At 72.2% G+C, this 20,436-nt stretch carries 19 protein-coding genes and 1 pseudogene; 12 read left to right on the top strand and 8 right to left on the bottom strand.

What is annotated here, in order from left to right; genetic code table 11:
• The first annotated feature begins 412 nt into the window (after nucleotides 1–412).
• Together IQ279_RS21235 and IQ279_RS21230 are read left to right on the top strand one after the other, a co-directional pair.
• Entirely contained in the window at nucleotides 413–1,060 is a 648-nt protein-coding gene (locus IQ279_RS21235) for a PadR family transcriptional regulator (protein WP_206350538.1), read from the top strand.
• A gap of 24 nt (nucleotides 1,061–1,084) precedes the next feature.
• The gene (locus IQ279_RS21230; protein WP_206350537.1) at nucleotides 1,085–2,806 is read left to right on the top strand and encodes an acyl-CoA dehydrogenase family protein; all 1,722 of its coding nucleotides are present in this window, start codon (nucleotides 1,085–1,087) and stop codon (nucleotides 2,804–2,806) included.
• Between the two features lie 222 nt (nucleotides 2,807–3,028).
• On the opposite strand, the gene IQ279_RS21225 is transcribed toward IQ279_RS21230, so the two are convergent.
• The 4 genes from IQ279_RS21225 to IQ279_RS21210 form a co-directional block, all read right to left on the bottom strand.
• Nucleotides 3,029–3,292 (bottom strand): helix-turn-helix domain-containing protein, encoded by a 264-nt coding sequence (locus IQ279_RS21225; RefSeq protein WP_206350536.1) that lies wholly within the window; start codon nucleotides 3,290–3,292, stop codon nucleotides 3,029–3,031.
• A complete protein-coding gene (locus IQ279_RS21220; protein ID WP_206350535.1) occupies nucleotides 3,292–3,789 on the bottom strand; it encodes a DUF2975 domain-containing protein in 498 nt (165 codons plus the stop codon). Before IQ279_RS21220 ends, IQ279_RS21225 begins: the two co-directional genes overlap by 1 nt.
• Before the next feature lie 334 nt (nucleotides 3,790–4,123).
• Nucleotides 4,124–4,726 carry a dihydrofolate reductase family protein gene (locus tag IQ279_RS21215; RefSeq protein ID WP_206350534.1) on the bottom strand — a complete coding sequence of 201 codons (603 nt, stop codon included), beginning with the start codon at nucleotides 4,724–4,726 and terminating at the stop codon, nucleotides 4,124–4,126.
• Nucleotides 4,723–5,604, bottom strand: a complete 882-nt coding sequence (locus IQ279_RS21210; protein WP_206350533.1) for a metalloregulator ArsR/SmtB family transcription factor — start codon at nucleotides 5,602–5,604, stop codon at nucleotides 4,723–4,725. The genes IQ279_RS21215 and IQ279_RS21210 overlap by 4 nt, the downstream gene beginning before the upstream one ends.
• A 48-nt stretch (nucleotides 5,605–5,652) precedes the next feature.
• Here IQ279_RS21210 and IQ279_RS21205 point away from each other — a divergent pair, with 48 nt between their 5' ends.
• The 7 genes and pseudogenes from IQ279_RS21205 to IQ279_RS21175 all read left to right on the top strand — a co-directional run bounded on the left by IQ279_RS21205 (nucleotide 5,653) and on the right by IQ279_RS21175 (nucleotide 13,446).
• Nucleotides 5,653–6,054 carry a cellulose-binding domain-containing protein gene (locus tag IQ279_RS21205; RefSeq protein WP_206350531.1) on the top strand — a complete coding sequence of 134 codons (402 nt, stop codon included), beginning with the start codon at nucleotides 5,653–5,655 and terminating at the stop codon, nucleotides 6,052–6,054.
• 203 nt (nucleotides 6,055–6,257) lie between these two features.
• Complete coding sequence (locus IQ279_RS21200; protein WP_206350529.1) at nucleotides 6,258–9,029, top strand: glycoside hydrolase family 9 protein; 2,772 nt, start codon at nucleotides 6,258–6,260, stop codon at nucleotides 9,027–9,029.
• A gap of 285 nt (nucleotides 9,030–9,314) precedes the next feature.
• Nucleotides 9,315–10,304: pseudogene (locus tag IQ279_RS21195) on the top strand (alpha/beta hydrolase); the annotation flags it as partial.
• Between the two features lie 281 nt (nucleotides 10,305–10,585).
• Nucleotides 10,586–11,155, top strand: a complete 570-nt coding sequence (locus IQ279_RS21190) for a TetR/AcrR family transcriptional regulator (RefSeq protein WP_206350527.1) — start codon at nucleotides 10,586–10,588, stop codon at nucleotides 11,153–11,155.
• A gap of 109 nt (nucleotides 11,156–11,264) precedes the next feature.
• Complete coding sequence (locus tag IQ279_RS21185; protein WP_206350525.1) at nucleotides 11,265–12,491, top strand: GDSL-type esterase/lipase family protein; 1,227 nt, start codon at nucleotides 11,265–11,267, stop codon at nucleotides 12,489–12,491.
• Entirely contained in the window at nucleotides 12,488–12,811 is a 324-nt protein-coding gene (locus tag IQ279_RS21180; protein ID WP_206350523.1) for a hypothetical protein, read from the top strand. The genes IQ279_RS21185 and IQ279_RS21180 overlap by 4 nt, the downstream gene beginning before the upstream one ends.
• Before the next feature lie 323 nt (nucleotides 12,812–13,134).
• Complete coding sequence (locus IQ279_RS21175) at nucleotides 13,135–13,446, top strand: hypothetical protein (protein WP_206350521.1); 312 nt, start codon at nucleotides 13,135–13,137, stop codon at nucleotides 13,444–13,446.
• Between the two features lie 193 nt (nucleotides 13,447–13,639).
• Here IQ279_RS21175 and IQ279_RS21170 read toward each other — a convergent pair whose 3' ends face one another.
• From IQ279_RS21170 to IQ279_RS21160, 3 genes are all read right to left on the bottom strand, one after another.
• Entirely contained in the window at nucleotides 13,640–13,795 is a 156-nt protein-coding gene (locus tag IQ279_RS21170) for a DUF6131 family protein (RefSeq protein ID WP_206350519.1), read from the bottom strand.
• A 140-nt stretch (nucleotides 13,796–13,935) separates the two neighbouring features.
• On the bottom strand, nucleotides 13,936–14,394 hold the full coding sequence (locus IQ279_RS21165) for a CBS domain-containing protein (protein WP_206350517.1): 459 nt from the start codon (nucleotides 14,392–14,394) through the stop codon (nucleotides 13,936–13,938).
• 700 nt (nucleotides 14,395–15,094) lie between these two features.
• Complete coding sequence (locus IQ279_RS21160) at nucleotides 15,095–15,667, bottom strand: helix-turn-helix domain-containing protein (protein WP_307792464.1); 573 nt, start codon at nucleotides 15,665–15,667, stop codon at nucleotides 15,095–15,097.
• A gap of 255 nt (nucleotides 15,668–15,922) precedes the next feature.
• Here IQ279_RS21160 and IQ279_RS21155 point away from each other — a divergent pair, with 255 nt between their 5' ends.
• The 3 genes from IQ279_RS21155 to IQ279_RS21145 all read left to right on the top strand — a co-directional run bounded on the left by IQ279_RS21155 (nucleotide 15,923) and on the right by IQ279_RS21145 (nucleotide 18,375).
• A complete protein-coding gene (locus IQ279_RS21155; protein WP_206350515.1) occupies nucleotides 15,923–16,720 on the top strand; it encodes an aldolase in 798 nt (265 codons plus the stop codon).
• Nucleotides 16,720–17,658 carry a dihydrodipicolinate synthase family protein gene (locus tag IQ279_RS21150; protein ID WP_206350513.1) on the top strand — a complete coding sequence of 313 codons (939 nt, stop codon included), beginning with the start codon at nucleotides 16,720–16,722 and terminating at the stop codon, nucleotides 17,656–17,658. Before IQ279_RS21155 ends, IQ279_RS21150 begins: the two co-directional genes overlap by 1 nt.
• Nucleotides 17,659–17,844: 186 nt before the next feature.
• A complete protein-coding gene (locus tag IQ279_RS21145; protein ID WP_206350511.1) occupies nucleotides 17,845–18,375 on the top strand; it encodes a flavin reductase family protein in 531 nt (176 codons plus the stop codon).
• Between the two features lie 661 nt (nucleotides 18,376–19,036).
• Here IQ279_RS21145 and IQ279_RS21140 read toward each other — a convergent pair.
• Nucleotides 19,037–20,167 carry a DUF3103 family protein gene (locus IQ279_RS21140; protein ID WP_206350509.1) on the bottom strand — a complete coding sequence of 377 codons (1,131 nt, stop codon included), beginning with the start codon at nucleotides 20,165–20,167 and terminating at the stop codon, nucleotides 19,037–19,039.
• Nucleotides 20,168–20,436 lie beyond the last annotated feature (269 nt).

The raw sequence follows: 20,436 nt of genomic DNA, 5'->3' as shown, positions 1-20,436 counted from the left end.
TGCCGCGGTCGCCGCCTCCGGCGGAATGGTCCTCATGAAGGAGGGAAAGCGCTTTCTGTCGGTGAGAATAGGGTGACGCCGGCTGGAATGGCAAGGCTCCGGAAGGTTGCGGAGTACACCCTTCCGTCCCGTCCGGCGACCACCGCCGAAGGCTGTGACACGAGGTTCCGCACGTGAAGGACCCGCAGGCGCGGGCGCGGCGCCGGTCCCGCCAACGGCCTTTCGGTGCAAGGGAGTCCAGCGGACGCGGCCGTGCGCCGGCCCCGCGGCCCGGTGCGGACCGCGACCGGAACCCGCCCCGCCTCCGCGGGTGTGCGACACCGCCCGGAGGGACTTTCCGGAGGCGTGAACTGCGTCTCACCGGAGCGGCCCGAGCTTGCCTATGCAACAAGTTGCATATCAGGATCGCGGTATGGCGCTCGAACACGCGATCCTCGTCTCCCTGCTGGAGAAGCCGGGCTCCGGCTATGAGCTGGCACGGCGGTTCGAGCGGTCCATCGGGTACTTCTGGACCGCCACCCACCAGCAGATCTACCGCGTCCTCAAACGCATGGAGGCCGACGGCTGGATCGGTGCGCGCGACGTGCCGCAGCGGGGCCGGCCGGACAAGAAGGAGTACTCGGTCTCGGCAGCCGGCCTGTCCACCCTGACCGGGTGGCTCGGCGAGCCGGTCCAGCCGGAGAGCGTCCGGCACGAACTCGCCGTGAAGCTCCGCGGAGCCGCCTTCGGCGACCCGGCCGCCCTGACCGGCGAGGTCGAACGGCACCGGCGGATGCACCGGGACCGGCTCGCGCACTACCTGGCGGGACAGCGGCGGGACTTCGGCGGGGGCGGCACCGCCGAAGACCCCGGGGCCGAAGCCTCCGGCCCAGAAGACCTCGACCCCGGACGGGAGCTCCAGCACGCGGTCCTCCGGGGAGGGATCGCCTACGAGCGGATGATGATCGCCTGGCTCGACGACGTGCTCGCCACCCTCCACCGGCTCTCCCCCCGCCGGGACCCCGGCCCGTCCGGCGGGCGGCCCGCCCAGGCCGGCCCCGCCCCCGATCCAGCACCCTGAACACCGAACCGGAGATGAGCACTCATGGCCGACCCGCTGCTGTTCAACCCCCGCACCTACGACCCGGAGCACTTCGACCCCGAGACCCGCAGGCTGCTGCGTGCCACCGTCGACTGGTTCGAGTCCCGCGGCAAGCGCAGGCTGATCGAGGACTACCGCAGCCGCGCCTGGTTGGCGGACTTCCTCTCGTTCGCCGCCGGGGAGGGGCTGTTCGCCACCTTCCTCACCCCCGCCTCCGAGAGCGGCGGCCGGCCGGGTGTGCGCTGGGACACCGCGCGGATCGCCGCGCTCAACGAGATACTCGGGTTCTACGGCCTCGACTACTGGTACGCCTGGCAGGTCACCATCCTCGGCCTCGGACCGGTCTGGCAGAGCGGCAACGCCGAGGCCCGCGCCCGTGCCGCCGAACTGCTCTCCCGGGGCGAGGTGTTCGCGTTCGGCCTGTCGGAGAAGGCCCACGGCGCCGACATCTACTCCACCGACATGCTGCTCGAGCCCGACGGAGAGGGCGGCTTCCGGGCGAACGGATCCAAGTACTACATCGGCAACGGGAACGCCGCCGGCCTCGTCTCCGTCTTCGGCCGCCGTACCGATGCCGAGGGCGCGGACGCCTACGTCTTCTTCGCGGCCGACAGCCGCCATCCGGCCTACCGCCTGGTGAAGAACGTCGTCGACTCCTCGAAGTACGTCAGCGAGTTCCGCCTCGAGGACTACCCGGTCGGCCCGGGGGACGTCCTGCACACCGGGCGGGCCGCCTTCGACGCCGCGCTCAACACCGTCAACGTCGGCAAGTTCAACCTCTGCACCGCCTCGGTCGGCATCTGCGAGCACGCGATGTACGAGGCGGTCACCCACGCCCGCGAGCGGATCCTCTACGGCCGCCCCGTCACCGACTTCCCGCACGTACGGCGAGCGCTGGCGGACGCGTACGTCCGCCTGGCCGGAATGAGGCTGTTCAGCGACCGCGCCGCCGACTACTTCCGCTCCGCGGGCCCCGACGACCGCCGCTACCTGCTCTTCAACCCGATGACGAAGATGAAGGTGACCACCGAGGGCGAGAAGGTCATCGACCTGATGTGGGACGTCATCGCGGCCAAGGGCTTCGAGAAGGACACCTACTTCGCCCAGGCCGCCACCGAGATCCGGAGCCTGCCGAAGCTGGAGGGCACGGTCCACGTCAACCTCGCGCTGATCCTCAAGTTCATGCGCAACCACCTGCTGGACCCGGCCGGCTACGAGCCCGTGCCCACCCGCCTCGACGCCGCGGACGACACCTTCCTCTTCCGCCAGGGGCCGGCCCGCGGTCTGGGCTCCGTCCGCTTCCACGACTGGCGTCCGGCCTTCGACGCCTACGCCCACCTGCCCAACGTCGGCCGCTTCCGCGAGCAGGCGGACGCCCTGTGCGAGTTCGTCGACACCGCCGCACCCGACGAGGAGCAGAGCCGCGATCTCGATCTGCTCCTCGCGGTCGGCCGGCTGTTCGCCCTGGTCGTCCACGGCCAGCTGATCCTGGAGCAGGCGGGCCTGACGGGATCGGACGAGGACGTGCTCGACGAGATGTTCGCCGTGCTGGTCCGCGACTTCTCCGCGCACGCGGTCGAGTTGCACGGCAAGGACTCCGCGACGGCCCGCCAGCAGGACTGGGCCCTGGGCGCGGTCCGGCGCCCCGTCGCCGACGGCGCCCGGTCGGCGCGCGTGTGGGACCGGGTCGAGGCCCTCGCCGGGGCCTACGAGATGGCTCCGTAAGCGGTCCGGCGCCCGGCCCGGGAGCGGGCCGGGCGCGTCCGGGCCGGGTCTCCAGGACGGTCTTGCCTCCCCGCACGTGTTCGGTCGCGGTGTGCGCCGCCCGGAACAACACCGTTCCGGGCGGCGCACACCACCGGGATCGGCGCGGACGGGCCCGGGCGGCCACCGCCGTGCGCCCTGTCCGGGAGCGGCCCTGCGGTGAGCGTGCTCATGCCCCCTCGGTCACGGGTGCCCGGCTCCACGCGCAGTGTTGCCCTCGGCGCCCTCGGCGCCCTCGGCCTCTTCGGGCTCCCAGCGCAGCAGGTCCCCCGGCTGGCACTCGAGCACTTCGCAGAGCGCGGCGAGCGTGGTGAAGCGCACCGCCTTGGCGCGGCCGTTCTTGAGTACGGCCAGATTGGCGGGTGTGATCCCGACGCGGTTCGCCAGTTCACCCACGGACATCTTCCGCCTGGCCAGCATCACGTCGATGTCGACGGTGATCGGCATCAGATCACCTCCTCCAGTTCGGCCCGCATCCGCGCCGCCTCGACATCGCGTGCCACGGCCTGGGCGAGCAGCATCCGCAGCACGAGCACGACGAGCGCCACCCCGAAGACCGCCAGACAGACCCCGCCCAGCAGGAGGATGACACCCGGAGCCACGGCCTCACCCGGAGCGAGGAGCACCCCGAGCGCGAACACCAGGAGGGCGGCCGCGACGAAGGCGCCGATCACGGTGTGCACGTACCGGAAGGCGGCGTGGGAGAACACCGTCCCGCGCCGCACCATCGTCACCAGCCGCCACACGCAGGCCAGGACGACCTGCACCGTCACGACGCCCAGGACCGTGATCACGAGGAACGGAGTGCGCAGGTGGGCGAGTTCCGGGTCGAGCCCTTCCAGGTCGGCGGCCAACAGCGGCACCATCACCGCCTGAACGAACACCGAACCGGTGAGCAACACCGCGAGCACGGCCCGCAGTGCGAGCACCGCCGACTTTCCCATCGCATCTCCTCTTGTCGAACAGCGATAGGAATCTATCGAAATTCGATGGGACGGGCAAGGTGTTCCGCTGCTGCGGCCCGATGAGGGCGAAACGGAATCCGGCCGGATGGTCCGCAAGCAGGGCTGGTCGGTGCCGCCGGCGCCCTTCTCCATGGTCCGGCGCCGTGGTCTGTGTCATCCGGGCCCGAGCCGTCCGGTCGGCGCGGCCTGTGAGCCGGGCGCCGCCGAAGGCTGACCGGAGCCTCCCGCCGGCTCCCGGCTCTCCGGGGACGGCCTGCGGGTGGCGGCCGGGTGTGCCGGAGGCGATACCGGCCGAGCCGGGTGACCGTCCGGCTCAGCGGACCCGGTCGTAGACGAGGGCCAGCGTGCCGTGCTCGCCCGCGGCCTGACCGGCGAGCGCCCACCGCCCCGCGGGCAGGCCGTCGTCGAACAGGCGCGGCCCGCCGCCGAGGAAGACCGGGAAGACCGTGAGGGCGAGCCGGTCCACCTCGTCGGCGGCCAGCAGTGCCTTGATGACACTCGCGCTGGAGAGCACCAGGATGTCTCCGCCCTCCGCGGCCCTGAGGTCCGCGACCACCTCGGCGGCCGGTCCGCCGGCGACCGTCGTCCGCTCCCACGGGGTTTCCTCCAGGGTGGAGGAGAGAACCACCTTGTCGGTTCCGACGAGCCACTTCGCGAAGGCCTCGTCACGCGGGTCGGTGCCTTCCATTCCGATGACGGTGGGCCAGAAACCCAGAAAACCCTCGGCGTTGACCCGCCCGAGCAGAGCTGTCGTCGCCGGCTCGTGGAGAGCGGCCATGTGGTCGCGGGCGACGTCGGTGTGGGCGTAGGGCATCACCCAGCTCATGTCCAGCGGGTTGTCCGGCGCGGCGTAGCGGCCGTCGAGGGAGAGGGCCATGTTGGCGACGACCCTGCGGCCGGAGGTCTGCTCGGTCACTTGGTGCTCCTTGTGTCGGTGCTGTCGGTGCTGTCGGTGCTGTCGGTGCCGTCGGTTCCGCGTGTGTCCGCGGTGAGGGCCGCCGCGAGTTTGTCGAGACTCTGACCGAAGCCGAGCTCGATGCCCGCGACGAAGTCGGCCGAGTCGACGGTGCTGTCGGTGATCCGGTAGTGGACGTCGAGATCGGTGCCTGTGCCGGTGGGCCTCAGGTCCATCTCGACGTGGGCCGTGAAGGCGAGACGACCGTCGGCGAGCAACGGGGAGAGCCGGTAGGCCAGACGCTCCCCGGGACGCACCTCGTCGACGGTCCCTTCCGCCCGCCCCGCGATGGGGTCGGAGTTGTCGACGTCCTCCGCCTCGCGGTACTCGTGGAGGATCCGCCCGCCCTCTCGCGCCTCGAAGACGAGTTCGCAGACGCGGAGGTCGTCGGGCGTCCACCACCGGGCGAGCAGAGAAGGCTCGGTCAGGTGGCGCCAGACCAGCTCGGGACGTCTCACCAGCGACTGGAGGAACCGGAAGGAGCGGCCGTCGGCCCACCCCGGCCCCTGCGCGGCGAGCCGCTCCGCGCGCAGGCTCGATCCGTAGCGGTCGTAGGTCGTGCGGGGGCCGCCGGGTCGGTCCGCTGCGTCGGCGAGCCGGCCGAGCTCGGCCGCCAGGTCCCGCAGGGGACCGGGGCGGAGCGCGTAGATACGGCGCTGGCCGGATCGCTGGGAGACGACGACGCCGGCGCGCTCCAGGGTCTGCAGGTGTTTGGTGGTCTGCGGCTGGCGTGCCTCGGCGAGCCGGGCGAGGACGCCGACCGGGCGGGGCCGCTCGGCCAGCAGGACCACCAGCCGCCAGCGGGCCGGGTCGGCCAGTGCGGCGAGGAGTTCGTTCACGGGTAGCGATTATTCCCGCAAGAGAATATTCCTGTCAAGGAATATGCGATGGCCGGTGAGAGTGGAGAGGGGCACGGGGGTTTCCCGGACGGAGCGGTCGGGCGTCCAGGTCCGCCGGTCGGAGGGTTTTCCGCCGAGTGCTCTCATGTCGGCGGTCCGGCGGTCCGGCTGCCCGGCGGTTTCACGGCCGACGTCAAGATCACCAACACCGGTGACCAGGCCGTCGAGGGCTGGCGGCTGCGCTGGGACTTCACCGCCGGACAGCGGGTCGACCAGGGCTGGTCGGCCCGGTGGAGCCAGGAGGGTGAGACGGTGACCGCGGAGAACCTCAGCTGGAACGGCAGGCTCGCACCGGGCGCCTCCACCACGATCAGTTTCAACGGCAACAGCGCCTCGGACAATCCGGAACCGACCGCGTTCACCCTCAACGGGCAGGAATGCGGCGGCTGACCCGGCCCCGCTCCACGCGGCCGCGGGTACCGGGGGAGAGCCGTCCCGGTGCCTGCGGCACCGCCTTCCGGCGCCGTCCGGAAAACAGCCGCGCCGCACCGATTGACGCTTCCCGGCGACTCGCTGAGCATGTACAGGCCATCTCATGGGAGCGCTCCCAGATCGATGACTCCCCCTGCCCGAAGTCCGAGAAGGACGGTGCCATGTCCACTTCCGCAACGACGTCCCCACCTTCCGGCGGACCGGACCCCGGCCGCCGCGGCCGCGGCTTACGCCGGATCGCCACCGCCGCGGCGGCCTTCCTGACGACCGCCGGACTTCTGCTGCCCGCCACCGGCGGCGTCGCCCGCGCCGATGAGGCCGCGTCGCCCGCCGCGGCCTTCGACTACGCCGAGGCGCTGCAGAAGTCGATGTACTTCTACGAGGCACAGCGCTCCGGCGACCTGCCGGAGGACAACCGCGTCGCCTGGCGCGGGGACTCGGCGCTGGACGACGGTTCCGACGTGGGCCTGGACCTGACCGGCGGCTGGTACGACGCCGGAGACCACGTGAAGTTCGGTCTGCCGATGGCCGCCACCACCACCCTGCTCGCCTGGGGCGGTCTGGCCGCCGCCGACGGCTACGAGCGGGCGGGACAGACGGAGTACCTCAAGGACAACCTCCGCTGGGTCAACGACTACTTCATCCGCGCCCATCCCGAGCCCGACGTCCTCTACGCCCAGGTCGGCGACGGCGACGCCGACCACAAGTGGTGGGGCCCGGCCGAGGTGATGCCGATGGAGAGGCCGGCCTACCGGGTGCATCCGGGCTGCCCCGGATCGGACGTGGCCGCGGAGACGGCCGCCGCGATGGCCTCCTCCTCGATGCTCTTCGCCGAGGACGACCCGGACTACGCGGCCACCCTGGTGCGGCACGCCAGACAGCTCTACACCTTCGCCGACACCTACCGCGGCAAGTACTCCGACTGCGTGCCGGCCGGCGACTTCTACCGCTCCTGGTCCGGTTACCAGGACGAACTGGTCTGGGGCGCCTACTGGCTCTACAAGGCCACCGGCGAACGGGCGTACCTGGACAAGGCCGAGAGCGAGTACGACCTTCTGGGCACCGAGCAGCAGACCACCACCCGCCAGTACCGCTGGACCCTCGCCTGGGACAACAAGCAGTACGGGGCCTACGTCCTGCTGGCGATGGAGACGGGCGACGCCAGGTACGTCGAGGACGCCAACCGGTGGCTGGACTACTGGACGACGGGTGTGGACGGCCGGCGCGTGCCGTACTCCCCGGGCGGACAGGCGGTCCTGGACACCTGGGGGTCGCTGCGGTACGCCGCCAACACCTCCTTCGCGGCGCTGGTGTACTCCGACTGGCTCCGGTCCCGGGACGCCGCCCGGGCCCAGCGGTACCGGGAGTTCGGCGAGCGGCAGATCGACTACGCCCTGGGTGACAACCCGCGGGGCTCCAGCTACGTGGTCGGCTTCGGGGAGAACCCGCCGCGCGATCCGCACCACCGCACCGCGCACGGATCGTGGACCGACCAGATCACCTCGCCCGCCGAGACCCGGCACGTGCTCTACGGAGCCCTCGTCGGCGGTCCCGGCTCGGCGGACGACGCCTACACCGACAGCCGCCAGGACTACGTGGCCAACGAGGTCGCCACCGACTACAACGCCGGTTTCTCCGGAGCCCTGGCCCATCTGACCGCACGGTACGGCGGCACGCCACTGGCCGACTTCCCGCCCGAGGAGGCGCCCGACGGGCCGCAGATGTACGTTGAGGCCCGGCTGAACTCCTCGGGAGCCGGCTTCACCGAGGTCAAGGCCATCGTCCGCAACCGCTCGGGCTTCCCGGCCGAGAACCTGGACGACGCCCGGTTCCGCTACTGGTTCACCCTCGATGAGGGCGTGGAGCCGGAGGACATCACCCTGTCTTCCGGATACTCCGAATGCGCCTCGCCCCTGCGCGGCCCCTTCCAGGCCGAGGGCGACCTGTACTACGTGGAGGTCGACTGCGGCAGTCGGGACATCTTCCCCGGCGGCCAGTCCCAGCACCGTGCCGAGGTGCAGTTCCGCATCACCGGCGGGGCCGGCTGGGATCCGGACAACGACTGGTCCCACCAGGGGCTGGACTCCACCGACCTGGTGCGGACCGAACGGATCACCCTCCACAACGGCACGGACCTGAAGTGGGGACAGCGGCCCGACGCCACCCCCGACACCCAGGCGCCGACCGCGCCCGGCACGCCGGTGGCCGAGGAGGTGGGCGACACCGGCGTGACCCTGGTCTGGCCCCCCGCCGACGACGACTACAGTGTGGCCGGCTACACGGTGCACGCCTCCGCAGACGGCTCGGGCGACCCGGTGGTCTCCACCACCGGTACGCACGCCACTGTCTCCGCTCTGGAACCCGGCACGGAGTACACCTTCACCGTCCGGGCCAGGGACGGAGCCGGCAACGTCTCCGCTCCGTCCGGCGCGGTCCGGGTGACCACCCTGCCCGGCGACGGCGATCCCGACCCGGTCGAGGGCGGATTCACCGTGCTCCACCGCACCCAGGACGAACCGGTGACCACCTCGGTCCGGACCCAGCTGAACCTGGTCAACAACGGCGACGAGGCCGTGGACCTCTCCCGCGTCACCGTCCGCTACTGGTTCCGGCGCGACGGTCTGGCCCCCGACCGGTGGACCACCCACTGCGACTGGGCCGCGATGGACTGCGGCTCCATCGGCCGCACGGTCCACGAGGCGCCGGCAGGACCGGACGCCGACGGCTACCTGGAGCTGGGCTTCGCGGACGGCACCCTGGCGGCCGGCGGTTCCACCGGTGAGATCCAGTTGCGGATGAACCGCGCGGACTGGCGTTCCTTCGACCAGAGCGGCCACTGGTCGTACCGGCCGGACGCGCAGTCCTACCAGGAGAATCCGCGCATCACCGTCTACGTGGACGGCAGCCTGGCCGCCGGCCGGGAACCGGCCTGACCGCGCGACGGGGGGTGCCCCACCTCCCGGCTTCAGCTCGCCGGGAAGAGCGGGGCAGGTGACCGGAGGGAACCGGACGGTGGGGCCACCACCGTCCGGTTCCCTCCGGTGCGGGGCGGTGCGGCATCCGAGCGCCGCACCGCCGCGGGACACCGCGACGTGGTCCGTCGCCCCCTCCGTGCCCGGGCGGTCGCGGTGGGTGAGGGGGCCGTCCGGGTCGGTATCAGGGGCGACTTCGGTGGCATACCGGATGCCGGCGGGCCCCGGCCCGGTAACCCTGAGGACATGACTCCGTACACCCGTACTCGTATGCGCCTCGGCCTCGTCGCGCCGGTGGCCGTCCTGGTACCGGTCCTCGGGCTGCTCCCCGCGGCGGTGTTCCCCGCCAAAGGCGCCCCGACCACCGTCTCCGCGTCCCATGAGCCTTTGGCGACCGGCTCCCGGCGTCCGGCCCGTGTCGTCGGCGAGGAGCGGATCGGCCCACGTCTGCTCGACCTGACCATCCGGTCCCCGGCCCTGGCGGACACCGCGAAGGTGCGGCTGCTGACCCCGGACGGATGGGACTCGCGGCGCCCCGGTGACCGCTGGCCGGTGCTCTACCTGCTGCCCGACGGCAGCGGGGACTACCGCACCTACAACGACGACTACCGCATCGAGGAGTGGCCCGAACTGCGCGAGACGCTCGTCGTCGTGCCCCAGATGCCGTTCTACGGCTTCTACAGCGACTGGTGGAACGGAGGGGAGGGCGGCGCGCCGGCCGTGGAGACCTTCCACCTCGACGAGGTGGTCCCCATTCTGGAGCGCGACTACGGGGCCGGGCGGCAGCGTTCGACCGCCGGGCAGTCGCAGGGCGGGTACGGGGCCGTCAAGTACGCGGCGCACCGCCCCGGGATGTTCGGGGCGGCCGCCAGTTTCGGAGGCTTCCTCCACCCCCTCCAGTACCCCGAGGCGGTCAGCGGCGGCGCGGAGTACATCGGTGTGCCGTGGCGGAGGATCTGGGGCGACCCGGTCCGGCAGCGCCACGTCTGGGAACGGAACGATCCCTACCATCTGGCGGAACGGCTCCGCGGCACGCGGGTCCACATCGCCGCCGGGGACGGCACCCCGGGCGCCCTCGACCCGCCGGGCACCGAGCCGGACCCGGACATCCCCGGACTGGCGGATCTGGCACCTCTCTACCAGGACGAGGTGATCTCGCTGACCGAGGCCGTCATGGGCGACGAGTCCCGCACCGTGGCCCGTCGCCTCCAGGAAGTCGGGGTCGACGTCACCACGCACTTCTACCGGGGCACTCACAGCCCGCCGTACTGGGAACGCGAACTGCGCCAGGTCCTGCCGGTACTGCTCGACCCGTGAGACCGGGCCTCCGCCCGAAGCTCCGGGCGGAGGGCTCACCGGCGTACCGCCGCCGGTGGTCGGCGGCGGTACGCACCACCTCGGGGAGAAGGGGCCACGCCTCAAGGGACGCACATCCGACGCACAGGCTTGGAGGGTAAGCCGTTTGCCTAATGGCTATAGGTTTTTTGCATAATCCCTTCAGGGCGAGGAGGGAAGACATGGCGAGGGCAGGGCTGACCGGAGAACGTCTGGTCCGGGCGGGGGCGGAACTGGCCGACGAGGTCGGTTTCGAGCATGTGACCGTCTCGGCGCTCGCCAGGCGTTTCGGTGTCAGGACCGCGAGCCTGTACTCCCATCTGGAGAACTCCCAGGAGCTCAGGACCGGGATCGCCCTGCTGGCCCTGGAGGAAATCGCCGACCGGGCCGCCGACGCCCTGGCCGGGCGAGCCGGCAAGGACGCCCTGGAGGCCTTCGCGAACGTCTACCGCGACTACGCCCGGGAGCACCCCGGCCGCTACGCCGCGGCACGGCTGCGGCTCGACCCGGACACGGCGGCCGCGAGCGCCGGAGGCAGACACGCGCAGATGATGCGAGCGATCCTACGCGGCTACGACCTGGCGGAACCGGAGCAGACGCACGCCGTCCGGCTGCTGGGCAGCGTCTTCCACGGTTACGTCAGCCTGGAGGCGGCCGGCGGCTTCAGCCACAGTGCCTCCGGCGCGCAGGAGAGCTGGGCCTGGATCCTGGACCGCCTCGACGCCCTGCTGCGGGGCCGGCCCGCCGGCTGAACACCGCCGCCGGCCCTCACGGCCACCTGTGCGCGGCCGTGAGGCGCTCCGTGCCGGCGCACTTGCAAGCCCTGGACAACCCGACCGACCCCGACCGACGGGCTGGGCCATGGACAACACCGAACACGACCGGATCGCCACCCCCGTCACCGCGGCCCTCCTGCGTGGCGCCCTGGACCTGGAGCACACCGCGCGAGGCGTCCTGCCGCACCGGCTGCCCGCCCGGGCCCGAGCCCAGTGCACCGACGGGCAGCTGGCCATGGCCGAGTCCCAGCCCTCCGGGGTCCGGCTGGTCTTCCGTACCCGTGCCACCGCCGTCGAGCTGGACGTGCTGCCCACCAAACGGGTCTACACCGGCGCCCCGCCCCGCCCCGACGGCGTCTACGACCTGCTCGTCGACGGCCGCCTCGCCGGCCGGGCCGGTGTGGCCGGCGGCGACACCCTGACCATCGACATGTCCACCGGAGCCGCCGAACTCCGGCCCGGCCCGGTCGGCACGCTCCGCTTCACCGGCCTGCCCGGCGAGGCCAAGGACGTCGAGATATGGCTCCCGCACAACGAGACCACCGAACTGGTCGCCCTGCGCACCGATGCTCCCGTCGAGCCGGTGCCGGACCGGGGCCGCGCGGTGTGGCTGCACCACGGAAGTTCCATCAGCCAGGGCTCGGACGCCGCGAGCCCGGCCACCACCTGGCCCGCGCTCGCCGCCGCCCGCGCCGGTGTGGAACTGGTCAACCTGGGCTTCGGCGGCGGCGCCCTGCTCGACCCGTTCACCGCCCGCACCCTGCGCGACACCCCCGCTGATCTGATCAGCATCAAGATCGGCATCAATCTGGTCAACAGCGATCTGATGCGCCTAAGGGCCTTCGCCCCCGCCGTCCACGGCTTCCTCGACACCATCCGCGAGGGCCGGCCCACCACACCGCTGCTGGTGGTCTCGCCCATCTGGTGCCCCGTCCACGAGGACACCCCCGGCCCCAGCGTCCCGGACCTCACGGCCCTCGGCGCCGGGCGGCTGAGCTTCCGGGCCGCGGGTGATCCCGCGGAACGCGCCCAGGGGAAGCTGACCCTGGGCGTCATCCGGGAGGAGCTGGCCCGGATCGTGGAGCGGCGGACGGAAGAGGACGCGAACCTGTACCACCTCGACGGCCGCCGCCTCTACGGCCGGGCCGACGCGGCCGAGCTGCCACTGCCCGACCGGCTCCACCCCGACGCCGCCACCCACCGCCTCATCGGCGAGCGCTTCGCGGAGCTGGTCTTCACCGCCGGGGGCCCCTTCGCGCACCGCGGCGCCATCGCCGAAGCCGGCTCCGCCGCAGAGGCGGCCGGCTCGTGAGCGTCCGCCGGCGGATCGTGGCGGCGTGGGCCGTGCTGTGCCTGGCCGGCCTCGCCGCCACCTTTGCGCTGGAGACCGACCCGTCCGCGGGCACACCGTCTCCCCGGGGCGGGGAGCCTGCGCCGGCCGACACGCGTGCCGTCGACTGCCGGGAACTCGCCGCCGATGTCGCACGGGCCCGCGCCGAGGCCGAACGCGGGCGACGCGAAGCGCTCGACCCGTCCGTGACCCCGGTGCGCCCGAACACGACTATCAGGACCATGGCGGTGCCGCCGGAGTGCGTGGACGAATTCGAGGATCGCGGGCTGATGACACGGTGAGCGCGGCGTGTCCCGCGCCCCCGCCGCCCCGGCCGGAGACGGCAGTCCGGGGCACTGGGACGGGGAACCGGGCCGGAGAGGTGGTCAGTCGGCCTTCCGGGCGCTTTGCCGGACGTCCGCCGGGGTGTGCCGGTCCGCTTCCGCGCCGCCGAGGAGACGGCGCCGCAGGGGCGCGAACCCGGCCCTCCGCGCACGGCGGCTACCGTGACCGTGGCCGGGTGCGGTGGCGCACTGCCGTCGTGCGCAACCGCCGTTCGCCCTCTCCGCCCGAGCCCCGTGTCGGCCCACCCCGGGTAGCATGGCGCAAACAGACGCGGGAGCGGGTGCTGGCCGAAGCCGGCGCCACCCCCTTCATCGGTGCGGTGCTGACCGCGGTGCGCGGCGGCACGGACGCACTGCTGCCGTTCCTGACGAGCAGGCCCGACCCCGTCTTCACCAGCGCCTGGCGCCTGCTGGCGGGCTGGCTGGGCGAAGTGGTGCCGGAGGTGCCGGAGGAGCGGCGTGTGGAGGCGGCCGATCTTGTCGTGCGGCTGCTGGTCAGCCACATGCTGCTGCCCTCCTTCCCGACCGCGGACGTGCCCGGGACCGTGTCCCGGGCCGCTTGCGCGGTGCTGGGTGTGGCGCGCGATCCCTGAGGCGCGGGGAGTTCACGGCCGAGTGGGAGGAGGCGGACGCCGCCGCACGTCCGCGGGGCGCGGGCGGGGCCTCGTGAGGACGCCGACCTGCGGCGAGCCGGGACACCGGCCCAGGCCGGCCCGGCGGCCGGGACTGATCCGTCAGCCGCTGACCGAAAGAGCCTCCCTCCCGCTCATCGCCTGTGGAGCCCGGTCACCAGTAGTGCCGGCGTCCTCCCACGGCGCGCCCGGTGGCGCCCAGGAGCCACAGGACCGCGCCGATCACCACGAGGATGATTCCGATGGTCCACAGGATCGATACGTCGGCGATGAAGCCGATGGCGAGCAGAATGACACCGAGGATGATCATGGCATCTCCCACATGTGGCGCTTCTCGTTCCATTGTGCGCCGAAAGCCGCGCAGAAGGTGTTCGATCCCCGTCGAGGGCTGCCGGCACGGGAGGGCGTGGACCGGCGGCGGAACAAGCCGGTCCTGCCTCCCGTCCCGGCTCATCCCTGGGAGAGGAAGTACTCCATCAGCCGTGCCGCGGTGACCGCGCCCACCGTCCGCGTCCGCTCGCCGTCGTTCTCCACCACCGCCACCAGCGGCGTGTGCGTCGTGGCCATCAGCGCGGCGATCCGGACGGCGCTGGTATCCCGGCCCACCACGGCGGGGACGGTGCCGTGCCGGGGAATCCACTGCGCCACCGTGAGTCCGTCGAGTTTCTCCGCCAGGCGCTCGACGTGACCGTCCCGCAGGACATCCGCCAGGACCGGTTCGTACAGGACGAAGTCCGGCACGGCGGCCCTCAGCAGCTGTGAACCGGGCACCACCGCGTACGGCTGCTCCTCGGAGTCCACCACCAGCAGTGCCGGCAGGCGCCGCTCCGTGAACAGCCGGGCCGCCGCCATCGCGTCGTCATCGGTCGACACCCACGGATAGGGATCCGCCAGATCATAGGCACGCACAGCCCGCCACCTCACTTCCCCGGTCGGCACAGGCGCACGGGGGGAGGACCGGAGCCCTCCCCGGTCTCGTCCGGAGGCCGGGTCTTCGGCACATGACACGCGCTTCACGGCTTCCTCACCCCATTGTCCCGGATCTGCGCCGGGGGCGGCCGACGGGTTCGGGGAAGTCGGCATCCGTCGCCATGTCCACGCAGGTGGCGATGGAGGCGGCCGTGCCAGCCAGGGCTTGACGCGGGGCGTTCCGGTGCAGGACCGGGACAGCGCTTCCCTCGTCCCGCTCCACTTCGCAGGCCGGGTGGAGCCGTCTCAGGGGCAGGAAGGCTGAGTTTTGTTCGATATATCGAATAACTTCGATTTTCGAACGAAAAGGTATGAGTGAAGAAAGCAGGCGTCAATGCTTCGTGCACGCCGTATCAGGAAGCGGAGCGCCGCCCGGGCGCCCGCTCCCCGGTGGGTCTCCACCACGGCCTGGACGCCGCCGACCGCCGCCTCTCCGTGTACGCCGAGCAGGCGGCGTCCGCGGGCCTTCGGGCCGGGCCGCGCCGAAGGGGCGGCGGATCGTCTTCGTCCGGCACCCGCCGCGCAGCGGCCACCGCACGGCCGGCGCGGGCCGGCCGTGCGGGCCGGTGAGGACCCCGGCCGCTGCGCGCGCCACGGGCGGGGCCCCGCGCCGGCCTGACCGGCACCTCCGCCTCCCGGGTCAGGGCATGTGCGGGTGCGGTGTCTCCGCGCCGTCGCGGTCGTCGGTCACCAGCAGCAGCAGTGCGGCGCGCTCCGCGCCCAGGGAGCGCACCTTGTGAGGTGCCGTGGCCCTGAAGTAGGCGCTGTCGCCTGTTTCGAGGACGACGGTCTGGGAGGGGAAGATCAGCTCGGCTCGCCCCCGGTGGACGAAGAGGAACTCCTCGCCGGGGTGGTCCCGGAAGGGGACGGGGCCCGCGTCGTGCGGCGGGTGGAGCATGAAGGGAGTCATCCGCTTGGATCCAGCCTGCAGGGCTATGCCCTCGTAGCGACTGCCGGGCTCCCGGTCCGAGGTGAGCGGCCGCCGTTCCCCGGCCCGCGTGACGGTGACTTCGGCGAGTTCCTCCGCGTCGGCGAACAGCGTGTCCAGCGGGACGTCCAGGGCCTTGGCGAGCGAGGCGCTGACGGCGATCGACGGGACGCTCCGGCCGCGCTCGACCTTGGACAGGTAGCTCTTGGTGACGCCGGCGTGCTCGGCCAGCGCCTCCAGGGTCATCAGCCGCTCCTTGCGCAGCTGCCGTACGCGATTGATCACTGACGTCTTCCCTTCGCGCGCCCGGCGTCGGAACGGGGCCGGGCGGACCCCCAGTATGTCCCGCGACGCTCCTCCGGTCCGCCTCCCCCGCGCGGCCGATCCCTCCGGCCCCTGTGGGCCCATGCCGTCCCCGGCCGCCCGTTGCGTCATGACACTTTGTGTCCTAAAGTGAACTCAGTTTCCTCACGGTGCCGGCTCGGACGGCACCCGAAGCGGGGCCCGCCGACAGGCCGGGCCCCGGAACCGGAGCAGAACATGGCAGACACCCTGCGGGATCCGAAGGGCGTGCTCGTCGACCGCGCCAGGCGGCAGATGGACGACCACTTCGGCGACCCGAAACTGACAACGCGGCAGAAGCTGGCCCTGACGTGCCGCATCGCCTTCGACGGCGGACACGACTCGGGGCTCGCCGGCCAGATCAGCGCGCGCGGGCAGGAGCCCGGCACCTACTACACCCAGCGTCTGGGGCTCGGCTTCGACGAGATCACCGAGGAGAACCTCCTGCTGGTGGACGAGGACCTCCAGGTCGTCGAAGGGGAGGGCATGCCCAACCCCGCGAACCGGTTCCACTCCTGGATCTACCGGGCCCGGGAGGACGTCAACTGCATCATCCACACGCACTCGCTGCACACGGCGGCACTCGCGATGCTGGAGGTGCCCCTGGTGGTCTCCCAGATGGACACCACCCCCCTGTACGACGACTGCGCCTTCCTCAAGGAGTGGCCCGGCGTCCCCGTGGGCAACGAGGAGGGCGAGATCATCTCCGCGGCCCTCGGGGACAAGCGGGCCGTCATCCTGGCCCACCACGGCCAGCTCGCCACCGGATCCACCATCGAGGAGGCGTGCAACCTGGCCGTGCTCATCGAGCGCGCCGCCCGCCTCCAACTGCTGGCCATGTCGGCGGGGACCATCCAGCCGCTGGACCCGGTCCTCGCCCGCGAGGCCCACGACTGGACCTCCACCGGCCGGCGCAACGCGGCGAACTTCGCCTACTACGCGCGCAGAGCACTGCGCAACCACCCCGACTGCATCAAGGGCCAGGTGGAACTCTGATGACCAACCCGCCCCTGACGGGCATCATCTCCTACCCCGTCACCCCCTTCGACCCCGTCACCGGAGAGGTCGACCTGGCCGCGCTGCGCCGGCTCACCGGCGATCTGGTGGACGCCGGAAGCCACGCCGTCGCACCGCTGGGAAGCACCGGCGAGAGCGCCTACCTCGGAGAGGCCGAGTGGGACGCCGTCTGCGAGACCACCCTGCAGACCGTCGCCGGCCGGGTCCCCACGGTGGTCGGCGTCTCGCACTGGAGCACCGAGGGCACGATCCGCCGTGCCCGCGTGGCCGCCCGCCACGGAGCCACCGCGATCATGGTGCTCCCACAGGTGTACTGGAAACTGACCGAGGCGGAACTCGTACGGCACTACACGGCGGTGGCGGCGGCGACCGACCTTCCGATGATGCTCTACAACAACCCGGGCACCAGCGGAGTCGATCTGGAGCCGGAGGCGGTGGTCTCCCTGGCCCGTGAGGTCCCCAACCTCACCATGGTCAAGGAGAGTTCCGGCGACGTCACACGCTTCCGTGCCATCCGGGAGCTGTCCGACGGGGCGCTGTCGGTCTACAACGGGAACAACCCGGTGGCGCTCGAGGCGTTCCGCTCCGGTGCCGCCGGCTGGTGCACCGCGGCGCCCTGTCTGGTCCCGCGGCAGGTTCTGGAACTCCACGCCGCGGCGACGGGCGGGGAGCGGGAACGGGCCGACGCGCTGCTGGCGGAGCTCCTGCCGTTCCTGAGGTTCATCGTCGGCCACGGCCTGCCACGGGCCGTCAAGGCGGGTCTCGCGATCCAGGGCCGCGGGGTCGGCCTGCCGCGGCCGCCCCTGCTGCCCCTGCCGGACGAGGAGACGGAGCGACTCGGGGAGATCCTCCGGCCGCTCGGCTCCCGCCCCCCGGCGGACGGCGCGGCGGCGAGCGCCGCGGGATCCGCGGTCTGAGACCGCAGGCGCCGCTCGCGTCCCTGCCCCAGGCCGAGCGAGCGGCGCCGGCGAGGGCGCACGCGGACCTGGAGCACCCCGCACAGGGGGCGTGGACAGCGCCCCCTGTGCGGGGCACCGGGCCCTCCCGGGGCGATGCCGCCGGAAGGAGCGCCCACCCACCACGCCGCAGAGCGAAGGAAGAACATGACCCACACCACCACCTCCGGCCACGGGCGGGGGGAGGCGGGTGCCGCCAGGGCCGCCCTCCTGCGCCGGACGCTGCGACGCCACGCGGCCGGCGTCACGATCATCACCGTGCCGGGACCGGCCGGATTCACCGCGACCTCCTTCGGATCCGTCTCCCTGGAACCCGCCCTGGTCTCCTTCTGCGTGGCGACCGCCGCCTCGGTCGCAGGGGCCGTACAACGGGCCGACCGCTTCGCCGTCCACCTGCTGGGAGCAGGCGACCGGGAACTGGCCGACCGCTTCGCGCGCGGCGGCGTCGACCGGTTCGCCGGTACGGCGTGCCTGCGCGAATCCGGCGGACTGCCGGTCCTGACCGCCGCGCCGGCCTGGCTCAGTGCCCGCGTCGTCGCCAGGCACCCCGCCGGGGACCACGTCCTGGTCATCGGCGAGGTCGACGCCGGCGGGATACGGCAGGAGGCGCCGGCGCTGGTGCGCCACGACGGCTCCTACGCCACGACGGCCCGGCTCCCGCCGCTTCGGGCTCCCTGACGGCGGCAGGAGCCGGCGCACCGACTCCCGCCGTCCGACCCGCTCGGCGTACTCGCCCAGGGGGGCCGGGGGGTGGTGCAGGAACCGCCCGCCGGGAAGCTCGCGGCACAGTTTCTGGTAGAAGACGGTCTGCAGGATCGACTCGTGCCAGGTCTCGTCCACTTCCTTGGTCAGGGGCAGGAAGGTGGCCTCCTCGGCGGAGACGATGTAGAGGAACTTCAGGCACTCGCCGAGCTGGGCGTCGATCTCCACATGGGACCGCTCGGGGAGACGTGCGCGGAGAACGTGCACAACCTCGGTGGGGACGTACGACATCACATCGATCACGGGTGGCCCCTGTGGCCGGGGAGCGGGCGGCGGGCGCGACGGGCGGCCGTCGCCCGCTCCGGGAGAGCGTCGGTGTGCTCCGCGTCACTCGACCGCGGCGAAGCAGTTTTCCCTGGCTTCCTCGAGGAGTTCGAACATCTCGTCCTCCGCGAGCACTTCCTGGACGTCGGCCAGAAGCATGCCGCCCCTCCCTCGGTTATGACGGCTGGGATAATCGCCGGGGCGCATCGTGAGGCGTGCCCCGGGGAACCGTCAAGACCACGTCCGTCGGCATCGCAGGCGTCCGGCGCCGGGCACCGGCGGCTCCCGGGGCCGCCCGGCCGGGACGGTACACCTAGAAGGCCGACACCCAGTACGGTTCGAGCGTCATGGTGCCGTTGCCCCGTGCGCCCCTGAACGAGCCCGCGCTGTTCCGGGCGAGGGTGTACCAGGAGTCCACGTAATCGGGATCGTCGGTCCACCAGTGGTCGGGCATGGCGTCCAGTACGGCGTTGACCAGCGGGATGTGGGCGCCCATGTCGATGATGGTGAGCAGGGCGTCGGCGAGGGCCTTGGCGAGCGACCGGTAGTTGGTGCCGCTGTCCTCCTCCATCATCACGACGTCGGCGAGGTTGTACTTGTAGTACGACCAGTTCACCAGGATCTGGTTGGGCTGGTAGGTCCTGCCGTCCTCGTCCAGGTACGGCATGTCGACCGGGTCGACGCGTACCTTGCCGTCCGGGCCGAAACCGGTCACCAGCGAGAAGATCTCGGCATCGCCCTTGATCCAGGGCTCCTCGTCGTCGGACAGCCTCACGGAGGTGATACGGCTTGTCCAGAAACCGTCGCTCGCGGTGCTCGCGGAGTCCACCGGGCCGGCTGTGGAGAGGCCGTGCCGGGCGAGTTCCTCGCGCAGGACGGCCATGCCCGCGGTGACGGCCCGCTCGGCGTCGACACCGACCACGTAGACGGGGCGTTCGGGGAGCCGGTGCGCGTCCAGTGTGTGGGTGCGGCCCGCGCTGTCGTAGGCGGTGACCGTCGCTGCGCTGTCGTCGGCGGGTGCGACCGCCACCAGCGGTTCGGCTCCGGCCTTGAGTGCCTCGCGCATCGACTCGTCGGCGAGGCGGAGCCGCAGCAGGGGGCCGGCCTTGGTGCCGAGGCCCTTGGCCGCAGCCAGGTCCCGGTCGGCGTCGGCGACCACCGATCCGAAGTCCTTCGCGGCCGGTGAGGACGCCTTCCCCGCGAGACCGCCGAGACCGACTCCGTCCGAGGCGAGGGCGGCCTCCTCGATCCGGGCCTGCCAGGCGGGATCGGAGAGGGAGGCGGCCAGTGAACGGGCGGTGCTGTCCTCGATCGCGGTGACGGTCGCGGACCCCCGGGATGTGTCGGGTGGCGGGGAGGCCGAGGCGACCCCCTGGACGCAGCCGAGGCCGAGGGAGAGGAGGGCGGCGCACACGACTGTGTTCCTGAACCTGTGTCTGACCACGCGGGTCTCCTGTGGGCGACGGAGTGGATGGATGAGGGGCGGTACACGGGCGCGGGCGGCTTCTTCTATGCGGGTAGAAGCCACCGCATGGCCCAGAATGACGATGACATGCCAAGGCGGCAAGGGGTGGGATCAAGACATCCCCGGCCCCGTCCCGGAGACCCCGGAGGCGCCGCGAGATCCCCGCCGGCCGGCCTCTGCGGCGGACCGCGCCCGCTCCCGGGGCCGGTGCCGCCGCGGGCACCGCCGGATGCGGTGCGGAGGGCCGG

Source organism: Streptomyces verrucosisporus (assembly GCF_017114865.1).
GTDB lineage: Bacteria > Actinomycetota > Actinomycetes > Streptomycetales > Streptomycetaceae > Streptomyces > Streptomyces fenghuangensis.
This window is presented reverse-complemented; position numbering and strand designations above follow the sequence as displayed.

Coding starts and splice junctions, on each gene's coding strand:
- IQ279_RS21235 (WP_206350538.1), top strand. CDS start 413: ATGGCGCTCGAACACGCGATCCTCGTCTCCCTGCTGGAGAAGCCGGGC.
- IQ279_RS21230 (WP_206350537.1), top strand. CDS start 1,085: ATGGCCGACCCGCTGCTGTTCAACCCCCGCACCTACGACCCGGAGCAC.
- IQ279_RS21225 (WP_206350536.1), bottom strand. CDS start 3,292: ATGCCGATCACCGTCGACATCGACGTGATGCTGGCCAGGCGGAAGATG.
- IQ279_RS21220 (WP_206350535.1), bottom strand. CDS start 3,789: ATGGGAAAGTCGGCGGTGCTCGCACTGCGGGCCGTGCTCGCGGTGTTG.
- IQ279_RS21205 (WP_206350531.1), top strand. CDS start 5,653: ATGGCCGGTGAGAGTGGAGAGGGGCACGGGGGTTTCCCGGACGGAGCG.
- IQ279_RS21200 (WP_206350529.1), top strand. CDS start 6,258: ATGTCCACTTCCGCAACGACGTCCCCACCTTCCGGCGGACCGGACCCC.
- IQ279_RS21190 (WP_206350527.1), top strand. CDS start 10,586: ATGGCGAGGGCAGGGCTGACCGGAGAACGTCTGGTCCGGGCGGGGGCG.
- IQ279_RS21185 (WP_206350525.1), top strand. CDS start 11,265: ATGGACAACACCGAACACGACCGGATCGCCACCCCCGTCACCGCGGCC.
- IQ279_RS21170 (WP_206350519.1), bottom strand. CDS start 13,795: ATGATCATCCTCGGTGTCATTCTGCTCGCCATCGGCTTCATCGCCGAC.
- IQ279_RS21155 (WP_206350515.1), top strand. CDS start 15,923: ATGGCAGACACCCTGCGGGATCCGAAGGGCGTGCTCGTCGACCGCGCC.
- IQ279_RS21150 (WP_206350513.1), top strand. CDS start 16,720: ATGACCAACCCGCCCCTGACGGGCATCATCTCCTACCCCGTCACCCCC.
- IQ279_RS21145 (WP_206350511.1), top strand. CDS start 17,845: ATGACCCACACCACCACCTCCGGCCACGGGCGGGGGGAGGCGGGTGCC.